Below are 23,174 nucleotides of genomic sequence, written 5' to 3'. Positions count from 1 at the left end.
CCCCAGCCCGTTGTCGCCCCCTCGCCTCCGCCCAAACCCCAGGTGCAGGACGACGACCATGAAGCCGAGATCGCACTGCAAAAGAAGAAAAAGCTGGAGCAGCAAAAGAAGGAAAAGGCCGAACAGCAAGCCCGTGAAGAGCGGGAAAAAGAGCGCCAGGAAAAGCTGGACAAGGAAAAGGCCGACAAGCAGGAAAAGGCGCGCAAGGAAAAGCTGGAGAAAGAAAAAGCCGAGAAGGCAGACAAGGCCGAAAAGGAACGCCTGGACAAGCTGGAGCGCGAGAAAAAGGACAAGGCCGAGAAAGCAGCCAAGGACAAGGCGGCCAAGGAAAAAGCCGAAAAGGAAAAGGCAGAGAAAGACAAGGCCGATAAGGCGGAAAAAGCCGCCAAGGACAAGGCTGACAAGGAAAAGGCCGCAAAGGACGCCAAGGAAAAAGCGGCCAAAGAAGCCAAGGACGCCAAAGACGCAGAAGCCCGCCGCAAGGCCGAGCTGGCCCGGCTGCAAGGTCTGGCCGGCGGCAGCGGCGGATCGGACCACAGCGGCAGCGGTGGCAGCCGCAGCGGCGGTGCGGGCAGCAGTGCCAACGGCGGCCCGTCTGCAGGCTACGGCGCCAAGGTGGCTGCACGCGTCAAGCCCAATATCGTCTATCCCGACGCCATCAGCGGCAACCCGCGTGCCGAAGTGCGCGTGCGCACGGCCCCGGACGGCACGATTACCGGCGCGACGATTTCCAAGTCCAGCGGCAACGCCTCCTGGGATGAAGCCGTGGTGCGTGCCCTGCAAAAAACCGACAAGCTGCCGCGCGATATCGACGGCAAGGTACCGTCCGAACTGGTCATCGGCTTCAGGCCGCAGGACTGAGCTGACGCCGACCACGGTAGCCAGGCTGACGCACCAGTCAAAAGGGTTGAAGACGCTGAGGTCTTCAACCCTTTTTTATTGGCTGCGCACTCGTTGCGCAGCAAGCTCCTCACCCCGCTGGAACTGATGGAGTTGCGCCTTGATGCCAGGCGATCACAGGCACTTCAAGCGCTAGGACCGCCAGAGTTCGGCAGCAGCCCTCTTATTTGGGCAGCAGCACTTTATCGATCACGTGAATGACGCCATTCGATTGATAGACGTCTGCAATGGTCACAGTGGCGGTTCCGCCTTTTTCATCAGTCAGCATGATTTTCTTGCCGCTGGATTTGGCTGTCAGCATGCCGCCGCTGACGGTTTTCACCATGGCCTGGCCCTTACCTTCCTTGATCATCTTGCCCAAGGCTGCAGCATCCCACTTGCCGGCCACCACGTGGTAGGTGAGGATGGTCGTCAGCATCCCCTTGTTTTCGGGCTTCAACAAGGTATCGACCGTGCCTGCAGGCAAAGCGTCAAATGCCGCATTGGTAGGCGCGAACACGGTAAACGGACCAGGGCCTTTGAGCGTATCGACCAGGCCCGCAGCTTTGACGGCAGCTACCAATGTGGTGTGGTCTTTGGAGTTGACCGCGTTGTCGATGATGTCCTTGGATGGCAGCATGGGCGCGCCTCCGACCATCACATCCGCCATCGCTGCAACGGATGCAGCTGACATGACGGCTACCAGGCTGAACGAGGCCACTTTACGGACAGTTTGAATCGAGATCATGGAATGCTCCTTGATATAGCAGGCGAAAAAAGATGCCGGCTGAAAGGAATACGCAGCCCATCGACTGCTGGATTCATTGAATTTTTCTATCCGATTGGCGCAGACCATGGCCAGACCTTGGCGTATAGGGCCTGGCGTCAACTGCGCCGAACTCATGCGCTCAACAGTGCAAGAGCAAATGACATCACATGCCAGTGCCTGCCCCGAGCCGGGCAAGAGGCTACCCAGTATTAGATTTGCACGGCCCGGCCAATAAACTGTATGGGCCCGGTTGGGCGTCCTATGGGCGAGCCGCCGGCAGGCTCCAGCGTCAGCTCGAACAGCTGATTGGGCTGCAGGGGCGGCAGCTTGTCGACCGGCACCTCGATGGTCTCACCCGGCTTCACCAGGCCTAGCGATACCGGGGCGCTCCAGCCGTCGGCCTTGGTCCAGAACTGCAGGGATTTCTCCGCCGGCACGGTGTCGGTGCCCAGCGGCACCAGACGCAGCCGTCCTTCGGCTTGCGCTTGCACCAGCCAGCCCGGCGATTGGCTCTGCGGTGCGGCCAGAACCACGAAGTAACGTGGTGCGGCGGGCGGTGTGGTTTCACGCACCAACAGCACGGCGGCCAGCACGGCTGCGGCAGCAAAGCCACTGCCGGCCAGACCACGCCACAGTGCCAGACTGTCCCACTGCCACCAGCGGCTGCGCGAAGTTTCGGGCTGAAGGCGGCGGCTGGCGGGTTCAATACTTGCGGCAATGCGCTGCCACAAGCCAGCCCCCGGGTTGACCGGTTCTGCCAACGCGGTCAAGGGCAACAGGTGCTGCTCCCAAGCCTCGACGGCAGAGCGCAGTGCCGACTCATGCGGCAAACGGGCTTCGACGGAACGGCGCTGGTTGGCATCGAGCGTGCCCAGCACATACTCGCCGGCCAGCGTCTGCAGCTCGTCTTGGTTGCCGTCGTCCATGGGCTGTGCCGGGGTGTGATCGCCGCTCATTGCATGCATTCTCGAAGTGCGCGCAGTCCGCGCTGAATCCAGGCCTTTACCGTACCTAGAGGAGCTTGCACCCGCGCGGCAATCTCGCTGTGAGTGCAGCCGTCGACATAGGCATGCAGCAGGCAGGCCCGGCGTGCCGGCTCCAGACCGTCCAGGCAATGGCCAAGGCGTCCCAGCGCGGCATGCCGCGCCAGCTCGTCCCCACTGTCCTGCCAGGCTGCCAGTGCGGACTGGGCGTCCTGGTGCGCGGCTGCAGGCTCTTCCAGCACGGTCTCGCGGGCGCCGTCCCGCACCCGGTTCAGCGCCGCATGTCGCACCAGGCTGTAAATCCAGCCCCGCCCGGCTCCACGGCCTGCGTCGAAGCTGGATGCACGACTCCAGATGGTCACGAAAGCGTCGTGCAGCACGTCTTCGGCCGTGGCGCGGTCGCGCACTATGCGCAGGGCCACGCCCAGCAGATAGCGCGATTCGCGCTCATAGATGCGTCGCAAGGCCTCGCTATCGCCACGCGCACAGGCCTGTAGCGCAGCGTCATGGTCGAAAGCGTCGTCGTTGGGGGCGGCAGCTGCTGGCACGAGGAAGAAGGGGTGGAGAAGAAAGAAGATCCTTCCCCCAGTGTAGTCTTGCAGCCCCCAAGGCCTGGAACTGGTTTACACGGGTTTCCAGAAGATGTAGTCGGCCTGATACCGAACCGTGGTTTTCTGGCCCTTGGTTGCTTCGGTGCAAGGCTTGTCGGCAGGGGCCACGCCGCCTTGCAGCGCCACGCGCTGGATATAGCTCACGCCCACCAGATCACCGCTGCCCATGGCCGGATTGGCCTTGACCAACTGATAGGGAAGATTGCCGGGGCCGGAAGGTGCCACGGCAAGCTGCGTGGCGGTGAGCTTGGAGCCGTCGCTGGCTTCCCAGGTGGCGGGCGGGCCGTAGTAGCGGCCGACCTGCTTGCCGGCCCGGTTCTTCAGCACGGCTTCGGGACCGACAAAAACCCATTCGGTCTGACCGGCTGCACCGGCCTTGTCCCGGCATTCGTAGGTAATGTCTCCGCTGCCAACGGTTTCCCAGGCCACTTTGTGGCCCGCCGGCACCTGGATAGACGCGGGCAGCGCAGCCTGCGAAAAAACAGGGACCTGCTGGCGCATCGAGCCGCAGGCGGTGAGCAGGGCTGCGGCCGTGGTGACGGTAGCGATGGCGGCAAGACGAGGGGCGGTACGGGTGGTCGACATGTCGGTTCTCCAATCAGCAGGTTTGGGGGAGTTACTGGAGCAGCACTTTTTCTGTGTTGCTACAGCTACTACCCGCGAGCCGGCGGTTTGGATGCAGTCGATGTGAAAAAAAATTTCAAATTAGTTCAAAGCAGCCCGACGGATCAGCCCCAAACGACGGCAGCGCTCAGCGTTCAAACCCCATATAAATCCCCAGCACCAGCAGGCTGAGCATCAGGATTTTCTTGAATACCGCTGGCGAGAGCTTGTCACGCAGGGTCTCGCCCCAGCGCATGCCCGCCAGGGCGGGAACCAGCATCAGCGCCGACAGCAGCAAGCCCCGACTCAAATCACCACTGCCTGCGCTCATCGAAGCTTGGCCAGGTAATAGCATGCCCGCGCCCAGCGCCAGCGTGGAGACCGTAAAGCACAGGCCCATGGCCTGCATCAGCGCCTGACGTGCCAGGCCCAGCGATTGCAGAAACGCCACCGCCGGCACGACAAAAACACCGGTCAGCGCCGTGATCACGCCCGTCACCGTGCCCGCGACCAGACCCAGCCAGGCCTGATGGGCCAGCGGCATCTGCAGGCTGGGGCCCCACAAACCCCAAAGGGCATAGGCCACCAGCGCCAGCCCCAAAGCCATGCGCGCTGCCGGCAAGCTGCCGACACCGCCCCAGCAGGCCATGCCGCCCAGCGTGCCCAGCACAATGCCCAGCTGCATCCAGCCCAGACGGGCCAGCAAGGGCCGCAACATGCCCGTCGGCCGCATCTGCATCAGATTGCTCACCAGCGAAGGCAGCAACAGCAGGGCCGCCGCCTGGGCCGGGGGCATGAACAAGGCCAGCAGCGCCATGGACACGGTTGGCAGGCCCAGACCCACCACACCCTTGACCAGCCCGGCCAGAGCAAACACCGCCACTGCGGCAGCCGCCATCCATGTTGCATTCAACATCAGCAACCCTTCATATTCTCCGAACCATAGACCCGGCTTTCTGCATGCAACAAAAGCCCATAGACGCAGATAATCCGCCGATACCCAGGCTTTGACTAACGGGATTTATCCAACACAGGCTTAGCCCTTGCCTGATACTCCAGCGATATGCGCTTTGACCTGACCGATCTGCAGCTTTTTGTTCACATTCTCGACAGCGGCACCATGACGGCGGCCGCCCAGCGCTCGCACATCACCCTGGCTTCGGCCAGCGAGCGGGTGCGCGGCATGGAGGCCCAGCTGGGCTGCGCCCTGCTGATGCGCCAGGCGCGCGGCGTCCAGCCCACGGCAGCCGGCCACACGCTTGGCCAACATGCGCGCCAGGTGTTGGCGCAAATGCAAAGCCTGCGCGGTGCCATGGGCGAGTTCGGGGCCGGGCTGGCAGGCCAGATACGGCTGCGCGGCAACACCTCGGCCGTGCGCGAGCATTTGCCGCTGGCCGTCAGCGGCTTTTTGCTGCAGCACCCGCAGATTGCGTTGGAGCTGCAGGAATGCGCCAGCGGCGAACTGCTGGCCGCCCTGCGCCAGGGTCTGTGTGATATCGGCATTGCCGCCTGGGACGGGGTGGATGCCCAGAAGCTTGAAGGACTCAATTGCCAACCCTGGCGGCCCGATCCGCTGGTGGCCGTGCTCCCGCTGGGACATGCGCTGGCCGGCGCCACCCGGCTTTCACTGGCTGATCTGCTGGACAGTAACTGGGTGGGCCTGCCGCGCGAATCGGCCCTGGCCCAGCTTTTGCAAACCCAGGCCCGTCAGCTCAACAGCCGTCTGCTGCGCATGCAGGTGCAGCTGCCGCACTTCGAAGGCCTGTGCCAGTTGGTGGGCCAGAACGTGGGCCTGACGGTGCTGCCCCTGGCCGCCGTGCAGCGCCATGCAACCAGCACCGGCGTGGTCGCCGTGCCGCTGGCCGATGCCTGGGCCAGACGCCAGCTGCTGATCTGTACGCCACAAGCAACGGCCACAGCGCCGAAATCCTCGGTCGCGGTGCAGCTGCTGGTGGCGCATTTGCTGAAGACTGCCACAGCGGCGTAGCCATAGCACTTCATGGTGAAAAGCGCTATGCAGGACAATAGCGCCATCATGACCCTCAAAGCCCCCGAACTCTTGCTGCCCGCCGGCTCGCTCGACAAGATGCGCGCCGCCTACGACTTTGGCGCCGACGCCGTGTACGCCGGCCAGCCGCGCTACTCCCTGCGCGCGCGCAACAACGAATTCCGCCTGGAGCAGATCGGCCAGGGCATTGCCGAAGCGCACGCGCGCGGCAAGAAGTTCTTCCTGACCAGCAATCTGATTGCTCACAACGACAAGGTTCGCACCTATCTGCGCGACATTGAACCCATCATCGCCATGAAGCCCGACGCCATGATCATGGCCGACCCCGGGCTCATTATGATGGTCAAGGAAAAGTGGCCCGAGCAGGTCATTCACCTGTCCGTGCAGGCCAATACCACCAACCACGCTACCGTCAAGTTCTGGCAGAAGATGGGGGTGGAGCGCATCATCCTGTCGCGCGAACTCTCCCTGGACGAGATCGAGAAGATCCGCCAGGAATGTCCGGACATGGAGCTGGAAGTGTTCGTGCACGGTGCGCTGTGCATTGCCTATTCCGGCCGCTGTCTGCTCAGCGGCTACTTCAACCGCCGCGACCCCAACCAGGGCACTTGCACCAATGCCTGCCGCTGGGATTACAAGACGCATGACGCGGCTGTGGATCCCAACACGGGCGAAGCCCTGGGCCAGACCATGGAAAACGGCTTCAACTTCGAAGACGCCAAGAACGATCTGGACAATCAGTTCACCAGCACCTGTGGTGACCAGCAGCGTCACCCCAAGGCCGACGCCATCTACCTGCTGGAAGAAAAAGGCCGCCCCGGCGAGATGATGCCCATCATGGAAGATGAGCACGGCACCTACATCATGAACTCCAAGGACTTGCGCGCCGTGGAGCACGTGGAGCGCCTGACCAAGATCGGTGTCGATTCGCTCAAGATCGAAGGCCGCACCAAGAGCCTGTACTACGTGGCTCGCACCGCGCAAACCTACCGCCGTGCCATTGACGACGCCGTGGCCGGTCGCCCCTTCAACCCCGAGCTGATCACCGAACTCGAAGGTCTGGCCAACCGCGGTTACACCGGCGGCCTGATGGAGCGCCGCCCTGCCAACGACTACCAGAATTACGAAACCGGCCACAGCGTGCTGCAGCGCAGCCACTTTGTGGGCGCGGTACGCGGCTACGCCGACGGCATGGCCGAAGTGGAAACCATGAACCGCTTTGCGGTAGGCGACACCATCGAAGTCATTCACCCCCAAGGCAACCGCCAGATCAAACTGGAGCAGATGTTCGACCTTGAAGGCAAGCCGGTGGAGGTCGCTCAGGGTAACCCTATCCGCGTGCGCATTCCGCTGGAAGGCCCGGTCGAAGGTGCGCTGATTTCGCGTCTGCTGTAAGCTCTGACCACGCTGTTTGCCAACGCCCCATACGCTGGGGCGTTTCTCTTTTTTCATAGCATGTAGCGCGTGTATTTCTTGAGCATCAGACCTTTTTCATGCTCAAACATAGATGCAACGTGCGCTAGCTGCTCCTCATTCAAGAAGCACCCCCATGGAACTCCAAATTGACGCAGGCCTCAAGGCCTATATCGACCCGCTGACAGCCGACGAACACGAATCGCTGGAGCGCAGCATCCTCGCCGAAGGCTGCCGCGATGCGCTGGTAGTCTGGGGCGAGTTGCTGATCGACGGCCACAACCGCTACGGCATCTGCCAAAAGCACGGCCTGCCTTTCAACACCATTCAGGCCACGCAGTTCAAGACCATGGACGATGTGCATCTGTGGATGATCGACCAGCACCTGGGCCGCCGCTCGGTGTCGGACTTCCAGCGCGGCGTGCTGGCCTTGCGCAAGCGCGAGATCATCGCCTCGCGCCGCGCTGCGGCTGCCGCCGCCGTGAATGCGGCCAAGGCCGAAGCCGGTGAACCATCCGCAGAAGCACCTTGGGAAGGCGATACCGACCCCGTCGTTGCCCAGGCTCTGGCCAGTGTGGCCAAGGTGCCCGACGAGGCCCTGGACACCCGCGAGGCCCTGGCCCGCGCCGCCCGCCTCTCGGCCGGCCAGGTCAAGATGATCGAGACAATTCAGGAAAAAGCCGCGCCCGAAGTGGTGGCCGCCGTCAAGGCCGGCGAGCTGTCGCTGAACGCCGCCGCCGTGGTTGCCACCCTGCCCGAAGAAGAGCAGCAAGCCGTGGCCGCCGAAGGTGCCGATGCCCTGAAGCAGGCTGCCAAGCGCGTGCGCGACGCCAAGAAAAAGCCCAAGGCCGCCAAGCCCGAAGCCGATGAAGCGGCAGAGGCCGTGCCCGCAGTCAGCCCCGAGGAATTGCAGGCCCGCGTGAGCGAGTTGCAGGCCGAAAACGAACGCCTGCGCCAACAGGTCAAGGCGCTGCAGGACTTGCTGGCCGAACAGGTTTAAGCCCGGCGACGCACCGCAAGACACACAGCCTCCTCAGCTGGCAAACGCCGGCCGAGGAGGCTGTTGTTTTTTGCGCCAGCACATAACCACATACAGCCAAATGACAGCCGTTCTCATTAATATCGGCGCCTGCCAATAAACGCCGCATAGCCAAGTCCTGCTTTTGACGTAGATCTGCCGCCACGGCACTACGCGCCTCCTGCAAGCCAGCCATTGTGTGCGCACACACAACATCCTATGGCCAACCAACACCTCCCATCTCATTGCGCTTTCCGCTTGAGCTGCGCAGCCGCCGCTGTCGCCGCCGTCATTGGCAGCTTTGCCAGCCCCGTCCATGCACAAGCCGCCGCCGCGCCTGACGTCGCGCTGGACTCGGTCACCGTCACCGGCAACTGGCTGGACGGCGACACGCCCAATGCCGAAAAAGTGCTGGAACATCCCGGCGCCCGCACCATCGTCGAACGCGAGCGGATTCAGGAAAGCGGCGCCACCACGCTGCGCGAAGCCCTGCGTCTGGTGCCCGGCGTGCAGGTGCAGGACAGCAACGGCACGGGCGGCAGCGATATCTCGCTGAACCTGAGCGTACGCGGCCTGACGGCACGTCTGTCGCCACGCTCCTATGTGCTGCAGGACGGCATCCCCGTCTCCTATGCACCTTACGGCCAGCCTCAGCTGTCGCTGGCGCCGGTGGCGCTGGGCAATCTGGATTCCATCGATGTGGTGCGCGGTGCTGGCTCGGTGCGCTACGGCCCGCAGAACGTGGGCGGCATCATCAACTTCACAACGCGCGCCATTCCCAAGACGTTTGCGGCCGAAGCATCGATTGGAACTGAAATCTACGGCCACAGCGGCAACACCAAGACCAGCCCCAGCCTGTTTGTGGGCGGCACCAATGAAGCTGGCCTGGGCCTGGCGCTGCTGTACTCGGGCACGCACGGCAAGGGCTGGCGCAGCAGCAACGACAAGACCGATGTCGACGATTTGCTGATCAAGGGCAGCTACCAGCTCAGCAGCAAGAGCAGCCTGTCCGCTTCGCTGCACCACTTCGAGGGCAAGGGCCAGATGCCTGGCGGCCTGACTTCGGCCCAGTACGCCGCCGATCCGTTTCAGAGCACGCGCAACTACGACCAGTTCACGGGTCGCCGCACCGACGGCTCGCTCAAGTACAGCTACAAGGACGGCCGCGACAACTTCGAGGTGCTCAGCTACTACGTGGATTCCTTTCGCGGCAGCTATATCGAGCGCGACGCCACCGGCGCCAATACCGGCAAACGCAGCCTGACGGCCGCACCGCGCAACTACAGCTACTACGGCGTGGAGCCCCGCTACTCGCGCATTTTCGAGACCGGCTCCGTGATCCAGGAAGTCAGCGTCGGCTATCGCTACCTGAAGGAGAAAAGCTCCGAGACGGCACTGGCCACCTCGGGCTTTTATGTGCCGGGTCAGGTCAATGCCATGGCACTGCCGCTGAACGTCACCCAGACCAGCCAGGGCGGCACCACGGCCAATGCCTTCTATATCGACAACCGTATCGACGTGGGCAACTGGACCATCACGCCCGGCGTGCGCTACGAACGCATACGCAGCTTCAACAATGTGGTGGACTACAAGGGCGCGACGGCAGCCGCCATCTACCCGACGGTAGCCGCCAACGAGTGGCTGCCCACGCTGTCGGTGCTCTACCGCGTCAACAGCCAGTGGTCGGTATTCGCTAATGCCGGCAAGTCCTTCGGACCACAGCAGTATGCGCAACTGGCCCAGTCGTCCAACAACCAGCTCTACCCCGAGTCGGCCAAGACCTATGAGTTGGGCACGCACTACAAGAGCGATACCTGGAATGGCGAGTTGACGCTGTTCAATATCGACTTCGACAAGGAGCTGTTCCTGGACCGCCCCGGCGACGGCACGGGCAACGGCATCTGGACCGACCTGGGCTCCACCCGCCATCGCGGCGTGGAATCGGCGCTGCGCTATGACTTCGGCAAGAACTACCCCGCGCTCAAGGGTCTGTCGCTGGGAATGACCTACACCTTCACCCAGGCCACCAGCCAGGCCGGTCCGTTTGCCGGACGCGATCTGCCGCTGTACGCACGCCACACCGCCGCGCTGTCGGCGCGCTATGCGGTCGAGCGCTGGACCTTCAACGCCGATCTGAACGCCCAGTCCAAGCAGCGCTCTCCCGGCACGCCCGGCACCAGCGGCAAGCCCAACCCCTATGTCACGCAGGAAGATGGCAACGGCAATCTGGGCGACATCCCTGGCTTCGCTCTGCTGGGCCTGCGCACCAGCTATCAGGCAGGCAAGGAGCTGAACAATCTGCGCCTGACCGTGGGCGTGAAGAATGTGTTTGACCGCCGCTACTTCACCCGCTCCACCGACAACAACGGCGGCGGCAAGTATGTGGGCATGCCGCGCACTGTGTATCTGCAGGCCTCGCTGCCTTTCTAAGCACCCGAGCCTCTCATAGTCCCATGACTTCGCTGCGTTCTCTGTGGCTGCGGCTGCATCGCTGGTTTGCCTTGAGCCTGGGCTGGATTCTGATCCTGGCCGGGCTCACGGGCGCCGTGCTCATCGCCGCCCAGCCACTCGATCGCTGGGCACATCCCGAATTTTTCAAAGCCTCGGCGGCTACGCAAACCGCCACACAGGTGGCTGATCTGGCCCCGATACTGGAGCAGGCACACCAGGAGTTCGGCGGCAAGGCGACCTTGCGCTTCAAGCTGCCCCAGCAAGCAGGCGACAGCTTGTGGCTCAGGGTGCAGTCGCCAAGCTGGCGCGGCACCGTCTATCTGAACCCTGCCTCCGGCGAGGAGCAAGGCCGCCGCGGCGAGACCGAGGGCTTTGTCAACACCTTGTTCAAGCTGCACAGCACGCTGCTGCTGGACGCCGACGGCAAAGCCATCCTGGCCTGGACGGCCTTGGCTTATGTCTTGCTGCTGCTGACCGGCGTCATTCTCTGGTGGCCCAAGCGCTGGCCTGGCAACTGGCGCATTGTGCTCAACAAGAACCTGATGCGCGCCCTGTTCGATCTGCACCGCATGAGCGGTGTCGTCATGGGCCTGCTGATTGCCGTCTCGGTCGTCACCGGTGCCTATATGGCCTGGCGACCGCTGGGCGATGTGCTCAATGCGCTCAGCGGCTCCACCGCCGTCAAGGCACCCAAGCTGCCCGCGCTTTCACCGGATCCATCCGCTGCAGCTCTCATCCCACCCAGCCTGGACGCCATGCTGGCCAGCGCGCGCGAGGCCATGCCCGACGGCCAGGCCAGCTTTGTGCAGATTGCGGCCAACGCCAAGCAGGCCATGCGCATACGCTTTCGCATCCCCGGCGAGCCGCATCCCAACGGCATCAGCTCGGTGTGGCTGGACCCTCGCACCGGCACCTTGCTGGCCGTGCAGCGCTGGCATGAGCTCGACACAGGTGCTGCTGCGGTAGCAATTGCCTACCCGCTGCATACCGGCGAGTTGGGCGGTGTGCTGCTGGAGATCATCACCGCACTGACCGGCCTGGTGCTGGCCGGCCTGGGTCTTAGCGGCGTCTGGCTCTGGTGGCAGCGCCGCAAGGCCAGAACTCTGGCCGGAAGCCGACTGTCCTAGCCGGCCGCTGACGCGCCCCCGACATTCGAGGCGGCGTCCGCTTGCGTCACGCGGCCAAGCACCTCAGCATCACAATTCCACCAATGCGCAAGCAAGGAGTACGTGATGGCAATGAATCCCGTGGGCTGGTTCGAGATCTACGTTCAGGACATGCAGCGTGCCAAGGCTTTCTACGAGGCCGTTCTGGACTACCAGTTGCAGTCACTGCCCATGCCCGAAGGCGGTGAGCATCCGGATATGGAAATGTGGGCTTTTCCGGGCCAGCCCGACCAGGCCGGAGCAACCGGGGCGCTGGTGCACATGGCCGGCTGCCCATCCGGAGGCGGCGGCGGCACCATGGTCTATTTTGTCTGCGAAGACTGCGCCGAGCAGGCCGCACGCGTCAAGCAAAACGGCGGCAGCCTGCAGCGCGAGAAAGTCTCCATAGGCCCGTATGGCTTTATTGCCCTGGCAACCGATACCGAGGGCAATATGTTCGGCCTGCATTCCATGAAATAGCCTGCACCAAGACGCAAAAAAGGCCTGCCGCGCAAGCGAGCAGGCCTTTGTCGTTCCAGGCAACTCAGCTCAGCAACTGCCTGAGCACATAGGGCAGGATGCCGCCGTGGCGGTAGTAATCCACCTCGATAGGCGTGTCTATACGCAGCTTGACAGTGAGGCTTTTTTTGCTGCCGTCGGCTCGGGTGATGATCAGCTGTGCATCGCTTTGCGGTGCCAGATCGGCGGCGGGAATCACATCGATGAATTCATCGCCCGTCAGGCTCAGCGTCTCCCAGCTGTCATTGCCCTTGAACTGCAGCGGCAGCACGCCCATGCCTACCAGGTTGGAGCGGTGAATGCGCTCAAAGCTGCGCGCCACCACGGCCTTGATGCCTAGCAGTTGCGTGCCCTTGGCCGCCCAGTCCCGGCTGGAACCGGTGCCGTATTCCTCGCCCGCCAGCACCACGGTGGCGCGGCCGGCAGCCTGGTACTTCATGGCTGCGTCATAAATGGGCAGCTTCTCGGTCTTGCCGTGATCGTCACGGTAGAGGGTGACGCCGCCCTCCTCGCGCGAGCCGTCGGCACCTGCGGGAATCATCAGATTCTTGATGCGCACATTGGCAAAAGTGCCGCGCATCATCACCTCATGGTTGCCGCGACGCGAGCCATAGCTGTTGAAGTCGGCCTTGTGAACACCATGCTCCAGCAGCCATTTGCCGGCCGGCGAGCTGTCCTTGATGGAGCCTGCCGGCGAGATATGGTCGGTGGTGATGGAGTCTCCGAACAAGGCCATGATACGGGCGCCATAAACCGCGTTGGGTACTGCATTCGGCACGGCATCAGACTTGGACTCTTTCTGGCCTGCAGCCTTTTCAGCATCTGCGGATGGCGCTTTCAATTCAAGAGCAAAATTCTCGAAGAACGGCGGCTCGGCGATATAAGTGCTCTCGGGCCAGGTATAGGTCGCGCCCGTCACGCCGTGGATTTTTCCCCAGAGCTTGCCGGGTTCGCTGGCCACCTGCTCGTAATTGCTTCTGAAGGCCTTGCCGTTCATGGCGTACTTGAGCAAGGCATGGACTTCCTCGCTGCTGGGCCAGATATCCCCCAGATAGATGTCGCGGCCTTTCTTGCCCTTGCCCACCGGCTCGGTCATCAAATCCTTACAGACGGTTCCGGCAATCGCATAGGCCACAACCAGGGGCGGGCTGGCCAGGAAATTGGCCTTGATGTTGGGGTGAATGCGGGCTTCGAAATTGCGGTTGCCCGAGAGCACCGCCGAGCAGACCAGATTGTTCTGCAGTATGGAAGCATTGATCTCCGGCGTGAGGTCGCCGGCATTGCCTATGCAGGTGGTGCAGCCGTAGCCGGCGATGGCAAAGCCCAGCTTTTCCAGATAGGGCAGCAAGCCAGCCTCGGTCAGATAGCGCGTGACCAGGCGGGAGCCAGGCGCTAGCGAAGTCTTGATATGGGGCTTGACCTTGAGACCGGCTTCGACCGCCTTCTTGGCCAACAGGCCGGCCGCCAGCATCACGCTGGGGTTGGAGGTGTTGGTGCAGCTGGTGATGGCGGCAATCAGCACATCGCCGTTGCCGATGTCAAAGCTGGCACCCTCGCCGGCTTGCGTGCGTGCGTCGGCCGCCACGTCGCTGGCTTGCGCCTGCGCCAGTCGGGGTTTGTTGGCATCCATCTCGATCACATTGCGCGGCGCGCCCGCTGGCAAAACCTTGGCATCGGGCGGCAGGGCTTCCATGCCGCCGACCTGCACCAGATAGCGCTTTTGCAGCTTCTCGGGCGCCTGGTTGAAGCCGTTGTCGGCCGCCGGTGCGCTGAACAGCTCACCGAACTTGCCCGCCACATGGCCGATCTCGATGCGATCCTGCGGACGCTTGGGGCCGGCCAGGCTGGGTGCCACCGTGCCTAGATCCAGCGTCACCACATGGGAGTAGTCAATCTCGCCGGCCTTGGGCACGCCAAAGAGCTTTTGCGCCTTGAAATAGGCCTCGAAGGCCTGGATTTCGTTCTTGGTACGGCCCGTGCCCTTGAAGTACTCGATGGTTTTCTCATCGACGGGGAAAAAGCCCATGGTGGCACCGTATTCGGGCGCCATATTGCCTATGGTGGCGCGATCGGGCAGGGCCAGCGTGCGCGTGCCTTCGCCAAAGAACTCGACGAACTTGCCAACCACTTTTTCCTTGCGCAGGATTTCCGTGACCGTGAGCACCAGATCGGTGGCCGTCACGCCTTCGCGCAACTGGCCGGTCAGCTCGAAACCCACCACATCGGGCGTCAGAAAGTACACGGGCTGGCCCAGCATGGCCGCTTCGGCCTCGATACCGCCCACACCCCAGGCCACCACACCAATGCCGTTGATCATAGTGGTGTGGCTGTCGGTTCCCACCAGCGTATCGGGGTAGTACACACCGTCTTTGGTCTTGTGTACGCCGCGCGCCAGATACTCCAGATTGACCTGGTGGACGATGCCGAAACCGGGAGGCACTACGCCAAAAGTGTCAAAGGCCTGCATGCCCCACTTCATGAACTGGTAGCGTTCCTGGTTGCGCTGGAACTCCAGCTTCATGTTCAGATCCAGCGCCTTCTTGGTGCCGAAGTAATCGACCATGATGGAGTGATCGACCACCAGGTCCACCGGCACCAGCGGCTCGATGGCCTTGGGCTTTTTACCCAGCTTGGCTGCCACGCTACGCATGGCTGCCAGGTCGGCCAGCAGCGGCACGCCGGTGAAGTCCTGCAGCACCACGCGCGAGACCACGAAAGGAATTTCATCGCTGCGCTCGGCCCTGGGTTTCCAGCGCGCCAACTGCGCCACATGTTCTTCGGTGATCTTGTTGCCGTCGCAGTTGCGCAGCACGGACTCCAGAACAATGCGTATGGATACCGGCAGCCGCTTGATTTCGGGAAACTGCTTGGCCAGGGCGGGCAGGGAATAGAACTGGCCTTTTTTGCCGCTTTCGGTCTCGAAGGACTTCAGGGTTTTGGAATAGGCGTGACGCATCGTGAGGCTCTCCATCGAAAAAATACGGGGATAACTCTGGTGCATTCCATTGTGCACAGTTCATGCCAGCTGCGGTGTGGGAGTCCATGCCCCATGCAGGCTTAGTCGATCGAAATCAACTTACCGAGATTCGGTGCAGAACGTCTGCCAAGCGCCGCCCACTCCTCGGCTCTTGCTATTTGTCGAAGAGCATAAAAGCCAAAGCCCGTCCGGCCTACGGAACGGGCTTAGCGGGGCAAGAGCTGGCAACGGTGTTAGGTCAGCTGGTGATAAATCGCCTCGGCCAGCATCTGCAGCCGTTCGCGCGGCATGGCGGCGCTCAGGGCATAGCCTTGCTGCCCGTCTATCCAGTAAAAGCCCTGGGTCGCTCCGTCGCTGGCCCACTGAAAGGCCACGGGCGCAGCACTGGCGCCCTGCTTGGACAGCACCGACACATACAGCGTCAGGCGCTGGCCGGCGGCATCCTCGTACATGAACTGCGCACGCGCCTGACCGGTTTCGCCGGGCAGCAGACGCCCGCCCATCAGATGAAAACCTTGGGCCTCCAGCACCGGAGGCTTGAGCTGTACGCCCAACCGTTTGGACAGCCATTGCACCAGATGGGCCTGCTGCTGCGCGGCCACCTCGACCGGGTGGCGCTGCTCGGGCACATAGACCGCATGGGCCGCCGCCGCCTCGCGCACAAACATCGGCAGTTGCATCGATTTCACCGTCTGCACCGAGCCCTCTGAGGCGCCGGCCTGCGCCAGGGCTGCTCGCTGGTGGCCCATATTTGCCGCGCCATAACCCAGGCCAAGGCCCACGCTCAACATCAGCCCTGCCGCCAGGGCATGGGGCCAGCGCCATTGCACGGGCGCACGCCGCAGCGCGCGCTGCAACTGCAGCGGCACCGGTTCATCAAGCACCTGCGCATGCAGGGCCTGCAAGCCGGCATTCTGGGCCTGCAAGGCGGCCATGCGCGCCGCTTCATCGGGGTGTTCGGCCAGCCATTGCGCCACAGCGGCGGCGCTTTCAGGCACCAGCTCGCCATCCATCCAGGCATGCAGCATGGATTCATCGGGGCGGTGGCTTGACATGGATTGCTCTTTCATTTGACTGCCCTCAGCACGCTCGCAACAGGTCTTTCTCCTTCCATCAGGCGCCGCAATTGCTCACGCGCCCGCGACAGGCGGGACATCACAGTGCCTACCGGCACGCCCAGCAGCTGCGCCGTCTCGGCATAACTGAGCTGCTCCATCCCCACCAGCAGCAGCACTTCACGGGCCTGCGGCGCCAGCAGGGTCAGCGCACGCTGCAGATCCAGCTGCAGCCCCATCTTGGCCGTGGGGTCGTAGCTGGGGTCCATGCCCTCATCAAGCTCCACCGTGCGATGGCGCGCCGTCTGCTGCCACTGATTGGCAAAGAGGTTGTGCATCAGGGTCAGCAGCCAGCTGCGCAAGGCTTTCTGGGCCTCGTCTGCGGATGCGGCGACGGGCGGCCGCCACAGCGCCCATTTCTGGCAGGCACGCTCAAGCGTGTCCTGCACCAGATCGTCCGCCTGGGCAGCATCGCCCACCAGCGCACGCGCATAGCGGCGCAGGCGCGGGATATGGACGATGGCCGCGTCTATGTTCACTCAGGGCTTGGCGGTGTGCCAGGTATTGTTGAGGAAGCCGTCACCCGTCATGTCGCCAGGCTTGGCATCCTTGACCCAGAAGTACAGCGGACGGCCTTTGTACGCCCATTGCTTGCTGCCGTCGTCACGCGTCACCACGCTCCAGTCGCCCATGGCGGCAGCGCCGGCGGGTGCCATCAGCGGCGGCCAGTTGGTGGCACAGCCGCCGTTGCAAACGCTTTTGCCGGAACCGGCGGCATCCTTGTCAAAGACATAAAGCGTCATCTGGTTGGGGCCGACCAGCGCGCCATTCATGACGGTGGCCGGGGATTTCGCAGGCGTGACGGCCGCTGTGGAGCAGGCCGCCAGCAGGGCTGCGGAAAGAATGGTCAGGGAAGCAATACGAAACATGAAGTCTCTCCTTGGGGTTGACTTGCGGTAAACAGTCCTGAGCGCGGTTTTATTCCATCTTTTTTGCAAATTGTGGCGGCGCGGCGATTGGGCCCATGCCGCCAGCAGCAAGCACTGCAGAAATCACCAGCGTCTGCAGCAGGCCAAAGCTGTATCCCAGAGGCCGGCAGCGATTGCCTGCGAAAAACACATTCAATCTGCCTCAAACCCTGAATACATAAGCGCCAGCAGCTATCAATCTGATTGCGTCCATGAAAAAAGCCCGCACAAGCATTGCACGGGCTTTTCGGAGGCAGGTCAATGCTGCCTCAAGCGGGCATCAAAGCGCCTTCAAGCAGCTGGTTTCTCAGCCTTGTCCAGATCGACGTCCGGGTCGGGCAGAAATTCCCGGCCTTCGCTCAAGGGCGCAAAGCGGTAGCTGGCGGGGGTGCGGCTGAGTTTGATCGGTGCACCCAGACCTTTATAGTCGCCCATCTCGACAATCATCTCCCGGTGCTGCGTATGCGGATGTTCCAGCGCCTGCGCCACATTGAGCACCGGCGCGGCGGGCACGCCAATGGCCATCAGCTCATCGGCCAGACTCACGCCATCGAACACCAGCAAAGCCTCTTCCAGCAAGGCCTTGAGTTCGACCCGGTTGACCGAGCGCTGGCCGGCCGTGGCAAAGCGCACATCTTGCCCCAGCGCTTCACGCCCCACATGGCTGCACAACAAGCGGAATTGCCGGTCATTGCCCACAGCCAGAAAAATGGGCGCGCCGCCGGTATTCAAAGCGTCATAGGGGTAGATATTGGGATGGGCATTGCCCGAGCGCTGCGGCACCTTGCCTCCCATGAACCAGTTGGCAGCATGGGGATGCAGCAGCGACAGGCCGGAGTCATACAGCGCAGCATCCACCAGTTGCCCCAGGCCGCTGCGTGCACGCTCATGCAGCGCCAGCAGCACGCCTATCGTGGCATTCAGGCCGGTGACCATGTCTACCACCGGCAGGCCCACGCGCAAGGGATCGCCGTCGGCCTCGCCATTGATGCTCATGAGGCCGCCCATGGCCTGGATGGCAGCGTCATAACCGGGCAGGCTGCCCAGCGGGCCGTCGGCGCCAAAGCCGGTGACGCGGCACCAGATCAGCTGCGGCAATTGCTCGCGCATCTGCTCGTAGCCAATGCCCCACTTCTCCATGGTGCCGACCTTGAAGTTCTCCACCACCACATCGGCCTGAGCCATCAGTTCGCGCACGCGCGCCTGTCCCTCGGGAGAAGACAGGTCCAGAAGCTGGGTGCGCTTGTTGCGGTTCAGACCAAAGTAATAGGAGGCCACGCCTTCCTGAAACGGAGGGCCCCAGGTGCGCGTGTCGTCGCCCTGAGGCGGCTCGACCTTGAGCACATCGGCGCCGTGGTCGCCCAGGACCTGCCCGCAAAACGGGCCGCCCAGAATGCGCGACAGGTCAAGGACCTTGACGCCTTGCAGCGCGCCGGAAGGAAGAGAGGTTGTCATATGCTGCGTTCCAGAAGTTTGAAGGTGCCCGTTGCCAGGGCCAACAACGTGCCTTCGCTGTCAAAGACCTGGCCGCGCGCAAAGCTGATAGAGCGGCCCCTGCGTTCACATACGGCCAGAGCCACAACCTCGCCCCGTGCCGGCGCGAGATAGTGCATGGTCAGATCGATGGTGGCGACGCCAAAGCGCGCCGGGTCGTGCGAGCGCACGGCAGAGGCCAGTGCGCAGTCCATCAGCATGGCCAGCACGCCGCCGTGCACGTCGCCCCGGCTGTTGCCGTAGGCAGGATTGGGCGGCATGGCGATGCGGGCAGCGTCATTGCCTATATGTGTGCCGGTCAGTTGAAAAGCGGCAGCCAGCGGCATGGACAGGCCGAACAGCGTGCCGGGCGCTTCGCCGGAAAACGGTGATAAAGGAGGCGATAAAGGAGGCAATGGCAGCTCGCTCATGACAGCAGCCCTCTCTGGCGCAGCTTGGCCACACGCGCTTCTTCGCGAGCGAAGCTTTGCAGCGCATAAGCCTGGTAGGCCTTGGGATCCAGATAGTTGAGCGGCTGGTTGAGCTGCTCCAGCGCCTGCAGGCTGGCGGGGGAACTGAGCGCCTGCTGGAAGGCCGTACTGAGTTTTTGCACCCGCGCCGCATCCATGCCCGCAGGGCCGGCCACGCCATACGGCGAATCTATCCAGGCGTTGACGCCGGCCTCGCGCAGCGTGGGCAGCTGAGGGTAGCGCTTGATGCGCTCGGGCGTCAGCATAGCCAGATAGCGCAGCTTGCCGGCCTCGATATGCGGCACGGCAATGCCTGACAGCGGCGCGGCATCGATATGGCCGCCCAGCAGTGCCGTCGCCAGCTCGGCATCGCCCTTGTAGGGCACGACGTTGTACTGCAGGCCCGCCATGTCGGCGATCTCGTCCATCACGATGCGCGGCGTACCCAAAGCGCCGGTGGCGCCAACATTGAGCTTGCCCGGCTGCTTTCTGGCGGCGGCCGCAAAGTCGGCCCAGCTCTTATACGGCGCATCGGCGCGCACGGCCAGGCCAAAGGCGTAGTCGGACAGCAGTGCGATGTAGCTGAAGCTCTTGCGCGGATCGAAGCTGGCTTTCTGCATATGCGGCTCGCGGTACACCGAGGCCGGCAATATGCCCAGCGTATAGCCGTCGGCCGCCGTGCGCGACTGGGCCAGCGCGGCGGCCGCATTGACGCCGTTGGCACCGGCCCGGTTGTCTATGACCATGGGCTGGCCCAGCAACTTGCCGGCGGCCTCGGCCACGGCACGGATATGGGTATCCGTAGGCCCGCCCGCACCATAAGGCACGATCAGCGTGATGGAGCGTTCGAGGTAGGCCTCGGCAGCCAGCACAGGCAAGCTGCGGGTCGCGGCAGCCACGCCCGTGGCGATCAGGAGTTGACGTCTTTGCATTGCGGCCTCCGGTTGATCTGTTCAGTCCAGCTTGACGCCGGCTTTTTGCACCACTTCACTCCACTTGTCGACCTCGGCTTTCACCAGGCTGGTCAGATAGGCTGGCTTGGTGTCGGCGCCACGCTCCAGACCCTGGGCAGCAAAGGCTTTTTTGACATTCTCGGAATCCAGGGCCTTGGTATAGGCACGGTTGAGCAGCTCCACCCGGTCTGCAGCCATGCCCTTGGGGCCGACCACGCCAAAGAACACGCTGACGTCATAACCGTGCAGACCTTGCTCGGCAATGGTGGGAATTTGCGGCATGGCGCTGGAATGCTTGGCCGTGGCAATGCCCAGGGCCTTGAACTTTCCCGCCTTGATATAGGGCATGGCCGTGAGGATGTCGGTGAAAGCCATGTCCACCTGGCCGGCCAGCAAATCGTTGAGCGCCGGGCCCGTGCCTTTGTAGGGCACATGCTGAAGGTCGGTACCTGCCATGCCGTTGAACAGCACGCCGGCCAGATGAGAGGAGGCGCCATTGCCGGACGAAGCAAAGTTGAGCTTGCCGGGCTTGGCCTTGTCCAGCGCAATCAGCTCCTTGACGCTGCTCACGCCCAGGTTGGCGCGCACCACCAGCACATTGGGCAGATAGCCCACGTAAATGATGGGCGTGAAGCTGCTGCGCGGGTCGTAGCTGATGGTCTTGTACAGCGGCTTGTTGATGGCCAGCGGACCCGAGGTGCCGAACATCAGCGTGTAGCCATCGGGCTTGGCGCGGGCCACGTAGTCCGCACCGATATTGCCGCCGGCACCGGCCTTGTTTTCCACGATCACGCTCTGACCCAGCTCCCGGGTCAGCTCGGTGGCCAGAATGCGGGCCATGGCATCGGTAGGTCCGCCCGGGGGAAAGGGCACGACAAACATGATGGGGCGCTCGGGAAATTTCTCGGCAGCCACGGCGCCCAGCGAAGTTCCCAGACTCAGGGCCGCAGCGGCCATCACGCCAGCGCCCACGAACAGACGACGATTCAAACTCATGACTTGTCTCCTTGATTGCGATATGCCAATCGTGCGTTGGCTTATAAAAATTGATAGCTGCCAGCGCTTTTCTATATTGCGCTGGAGCAGCTTTTGACTCAAATCATGCCAACCACGCTGCCGGCACCTGGCCAGACTCCAGCGGATCGCGCGGCAGCACGCGGTGCAGCAGCACCAGTTGCGACAGGCGCAGGCGCTGGGCCGAGCCGGTCTTGGCCGCTTCCCAGGCCATGGCGATGGCGGAGGTGCAGTTGTAAAGGCCGGTAGCCGCCTGGCGGGCCAGCACATCGCCACCTTCCTGGGCGGCTTTTTCGGCCAGGGCGCTGGCGCGGGCCAGAGCCACTTCCAGTGCCTGACGGTAAGCGGCGGTGAGCTGCGCCCCATCCAGCAGCCCCTTCAAATAACTCTGCAATACAGGCAGCGAGCCTTCGCGCTTGATGGCGCGAATCACATCCAGCGCCACGATATTGCTCGTGCCCTCCCAGATGGAGCCCAGGTGGGAATCGCGCACCAAGCGCGCGTCGCTCCACTCCTCGATATAGCCGCAGCCACCGCGCACTTCCATGGCGTCGCCCGTGACCTTGCGTGCATCGCGGCAGGCGCGGAACTTGAGCATGGGCGTCAGAATGCGCAGCAGCGCGTAGGCATCGGGCGCGCCGGCGTCGGATTGCATCAGCGTCTGCGCGGTCTGGAACACCATGCTGCGCGCCTGCTCGGCAGGCAGGCGCAGCTTGTCGAGCTGGCGCTGCATCAGCGGCATGTCCTCGATGCGCTTGCCGAAGGCGATGCGCTCGTGGGCAATGAATTCGGCCTCGGCCACGGCGCGGCGCATCATGCCGGCCGAACGCACGCCGTTGGACAGGCGCGAGTTGTTGACCATGTCGGCCATCTGCACAAAGCCCCGACCCTGCTCGCCCACCAGATAGGCCAGCGCGCCGTCCATGCGGATCTCGCCGCTGGCCATGGAACGCGTGCCCATCTTGTCCTTCAAGCGAATGATGCGGTAGCGGTTGTCGCTGCCGTCATCGAGATGGCGCGGCAGCAGGAACAGCGAAATGCCCTTCATGCCGGGCGCACCGCCATCGACGCGCGCCAGCACCATGGCAAATTCCGCATCGGGGTTGGAGCAAAACCATTTGTCGCCCGTGAGAAGCCAGCTGCCGTCGGCCTGGGGATAGGCCATGGTCTGGGTGTTGGAGATGTCCGAGCCGGCCGCCTGCTCGGTCATGAACATGGCGCCTTGGGCCTGGCTGTCCCAGTCCAGCGACAGCAACTGGGGCAGGTATTTGTCCACCAACTCGGCCGTGCCGAACTTCTTCAAGGTGCGGGTCAGCGAATCCGTCATCGACAGCGGGCAGCACAGGCCGAACTCGGACTGCACGAACAGATAGGTCAGCGCGTATTTGACAATCGGCGGCATCTTGCCCTGCCAGCCCAGCATGTCGTCGCGATGGGACATGGCTTGCAGGCCGAACTCGCCATAGGCGATGCGCTCCAGCTCTTCATAGGCCGGGTGCTTGATGATGCGCTGGCGGTCCTGGCCAGAGCGGCTGCGGTATTCCAGCTCCGGCGGGTTCTTGTCGGCAATGCTGGCCAGCTCATCGATGCGGCCTCCGGCCAGCTCACCCATGTGCTGAAAATACGGCTGCAGATGGGCCAGCAGGTCGGCGGGCAGATAGAGCTTGAGCAGCGCCTGCAGCTCGGCATCGCCGGCGTAGAAATTGGCGCCATGGCGGTCGGGCACGGGGTGGCTGCTCTGTGCCGCTGCGCTGGCGATGGCGGTTTGCTGGGATGGATTGGAAGCCGACATGGGTACTCCTTGCGGGCCAGCATGTTCAAGCACACAAAACTTGAAAAACATCCATACCAGCACCTGTTGACGC

The 23,174-nt window shown here is 63.1% G+C and carries 21 protein-coding genes; 7 read left to right on the top strand and 14 right to left on the bottom strand.

The genetic code is table 11. The features are described from left to right. Positions 1 to 861, top strand: an 861-nt coding sequence (gene tolA, locus ACNAZA_RS19325; protein WP_415798134.1) for a cell envelope integrity protein TolA, incomplete at its 5' end; no start/stop codon positions are given. Positions 862 to 1,063: 202 nt separating this feature from the next. Here the strand turns inward: tolA and ACNAZA_RS19320 are convergent. The 5 genes from ACNAZA_RS19320 to ACNAZA_RS19300 form a co-directional block, all read right to left on the bottom strand. Further along, positions 1,064 to 1,627 (bottom strand): fasciclin domain-containing protein, encoded by a 564-nt coding sequence (locus tag ACNAZA_RS19320; RefSeq protein ID WP_415798133.1) that lies wholly within the window; start codon positions 1,625 to 1,627, stop codon positions 1,064 to 1,066. Positions 1,628 to 1,857: 230 nt separating this feature from the next. After that, entirely contained in the window at positions 1,858 to 2,604 is a 747-nt protein-coding gene (locus ACNAZA_RS19315; protein ID WP_415798132.1) for an anti-sigma factor, read from the bottom strand. Continuing rightward, positions 2,601 to 3,179, bottom strand: a complete 579-nt coding sequence (locus tag ACNAZA_RS19310; RefSeq protein WP_415798131.1) for a sigma-70 family RNA polymerase sigma factor — start codon at positions 3,177 to 3,179, stop codon at positions 2,601 to 2,603. The genes ACNAZA_RS19315 and ACNAZA_RS19310 overlap by 4 nt, the downstream gene beginning before the upstream one ends. Before the next feature lie 75 nt (positions 3,180 to 3,254). Next, positions 3,255 to 3,827 carry a DUF3455 domain-containing protein gene (locus ACNAZA_RS19305; RefSeq protein WP_415798130.1) on the bottom strand — a complete coding sequence of 191 codons (573 nt, stop codon included), beginning with the start codon at positions 3,825 to 3,827 and terminating at the stop codon, positions 3,255 to 3,257. A gap of 166 nt (positions 3,828 to 3,993) precedes the next feature. Continuing rightward, complete coding sequence (locus tag ACNAZA_RS19300; protein ID WP_415798129.1) at positions 3,994 to 4,761, bottom strand: sulfite exporter TauE/SafE family protein; 768 nt, start codon at positions 4,759 to 4,761, stop codon at positions 3,994 to 3,996. Between the two features lie 147 nt (positions 4,762 to 4,908). Here ACNAZA_RS19300 and ACNAZA_RS19295 point away from each other — a divergent pair, with 147 nt between their 5' ends. The 6 genes from ACNAZA_RS19295 (at position 4,909) to ACNAZA_RS19270 (ending at position 12,360) form a co-directional block, all read left to right on the top strand. Continuing rightward, positions 4,909 to 5,832, top strand: a complete 924-nt coding sequence (locus ACNAZA_RS19295) for a LysR substrate-binding domain-containing protein (RefSeq protein WP_415798128.1) — start codon at positions 4,909 to 4,911, stop codon at positions 5,830 to 5,832. Positions 5,833 to 5,859: 27 nt separating this feature from the next. Further along, the gene (trhP, locus tag ACNAZA_RS19290) at positions 5,860 to 7,248 is read left to right on the top strand and encodes a prephenate-dependent tRNA uridine(34) hydroxylase TrhP (protein ID WP_415798137.1); all 1,389 of its coding nucleotides are present in this window, start codon (positions 5,860 to 5,862) and stop codon (positions 7,246 to 7,248) included. Between the two features lie 154 nt (positions 7,249 to 7,402). Continuing rightward, positions 7,403 to 8,266 (top strand): plasmid replication/partition related protein, encoded by an 864-nt coding sequence (locus ACNAZA_RS19285; RefSeq protein ID WP_415798127.1) that lies wholly within the window; start codon positions 7,403 to 7,405, stop codon positions 8,264 to 8,266. Positions 8,267 to 8,503: 237 nt separating this feature from the next. Further along, on the top strand, positions 8,504 to 10,714 hold the full coding sequence (locus ACNAZA_RS19280; protein WP_415798126.1) for a TonB-dependent receptor family protein: 2,211 nt from the start codon (positions 8,504 to 8,506) through the stop codon (positions 10,712 to 10,714). Between the two features lie 23 nt (positions 10,715 to 10,737). After that, entirely contained in the window at positions 10,738 to 11,862 is a 1,125-nt protein-coding gene (locus tag ACNAZA_RS19275) for a PepSY-associated TM helix domain-containing protein (RefSeq protein WP_415798125.1), read from the top strand. 105 nt (positions 11,863 to 11,967) lie between these two features. Continuing rightward, entirely contained in the window at positions 11,968 to 12,360 is a 393-nt protein-coding gene (locus ACNAZA_RS19270; protein ID WP_415798124.1) for a VOC family protein, read from the top strand. 64 nt (positions 12,361 to 12,424) lie between these two features. Here the strand turns inward: ACNAZA_RS19270 and ACNAZA_RS19265 are convergent, their stop codons facing one another. The 9 genes from ACNAZA_RS19265 to ACNAZA_RS19225 form a co-directional block, all read right to left on the bottom strand. Next, positions 12,425 to 15,355 (bottom strand): aconitate hydratase, encoded by a 2,931-nt coding sequence (locus ACNAZA_RS19265; protein ID WP_415798123.1) that lies wholly within the window; start codon positions 15,353 to 15,355, stop codon positions 12,425 to 12,427. Positions 15,356 to 15,609: 254 nt separating this feature from the next. After that, entirely contained in the window at positions 15,610 to 16,431 is an 822-nt protein-coding gene (locus ACNAZA_RS19260; RefSeq protein ID WP_415798122.1) for an anti-sigma factor family protein, read from the bottom strand. 11 nt (positions 16,432 to 16,442) lie between these two features. Beyond that, positions 16,443 to 16,970 carry an RNA polymerase sigma factor gene (locus tag ACNAZA_RS19255; protein WP_120969661.1) on the bottom strand — a complete coding sequence of 176 codons (528 nt, stop codon included), beginning with the start codon at positions 16,968 to 16,970 and terminating at the stop codon, positions 16,443 to 16,445. After that, positions 16,971 to 17,360, bottom strand: a complete 390-nt coding sequence (locus tag ACNAZA_RS19250; RefSeq protein WP_415798121.1) for a COG4315 family predicted lipoprotein — start codon at positions 17,358 to 17,360, stop codon at positions 16,971 to 16,973. Between the two features lie 330 nt (positions 17,361 to 17,690). Further along, positions 17,691 to 18,854, bottom strand: coding sequence for a CaiB/BaiF CoA transferase family protein (locus ACNAZA_RS19245; protein WP_415798120.1), 1,164 nt, complete (start codon positions 18,852 to 18,854; stop codon positions 17,691 to 17,693). Beyond that, entirely contained in the window at positions 18,851 to 19,303 is a 453-nt protein-coding gene (locus ACNAZA_RS19240) for a PaaI family thioesterase (RefSeq protein WP_415798119.1), read from the bottom strand. Before ACNAZA_RS19240 ends, ACNAZA_RS19245 begins: the two co-directional genes overlap by 4 nt. After that, entirely contained in the window at positions 19,300 to 20,274 is a 975-nt protein-coding gene (locus ACNAZA_RS19235) for a tripartite tricarboxylate transporter substrate binding protein (protein WP_415798118.1), read from the bottom strand. Before ACNAZA_RS19235 ends, ACNAZA_RS19240 begins: the two co-directional genes overlap by 4 nt. A 21-nt stretch (positions 20,275 to 20,295) precedes the next feature. Then, positions 20,296 to 21,291: a Bug family tripartite tricarboxylate transporter substrate binding protein gene (locus ACNAZA_RS19230; protein ID WP_415798117.1), complete on the bottom strand. Its 996-nt coding sequence runs from the start codon at positions 21,289 to 21,291 to the stop codon at positions 20,296 to 20,298. A gap of 103 nt (positions 21,292 to 21,394) precedes the next feature. After that, a complete protein-coding gene (locus tag ACNAZA_RS19225; protein ID WP_415798116.1) occupies positions 21,395 to 23,101 on the bottom strand; it encodes an acyl-CoA dehydrogenase family protein in 1,707 nt (568 codons plus the stop codon). Positions 23,102 to 23,174 lie beyond the last annotated feature (73 nt).

It is taken from the genome of Comamonas aquatilis, from assembly GCF_965139575.1.
Lineage (GTDB): Bacteria > Pseudomonadota > Gammaproteobacteria > Burkholderiales > Burkholderiaceae_C > Comamonas > Comamonas aquatilis.
Note: the sequence above shows the minus strand (reverse complement) of the source record. Positions and strands in the feature narration are given on the sequence as shown.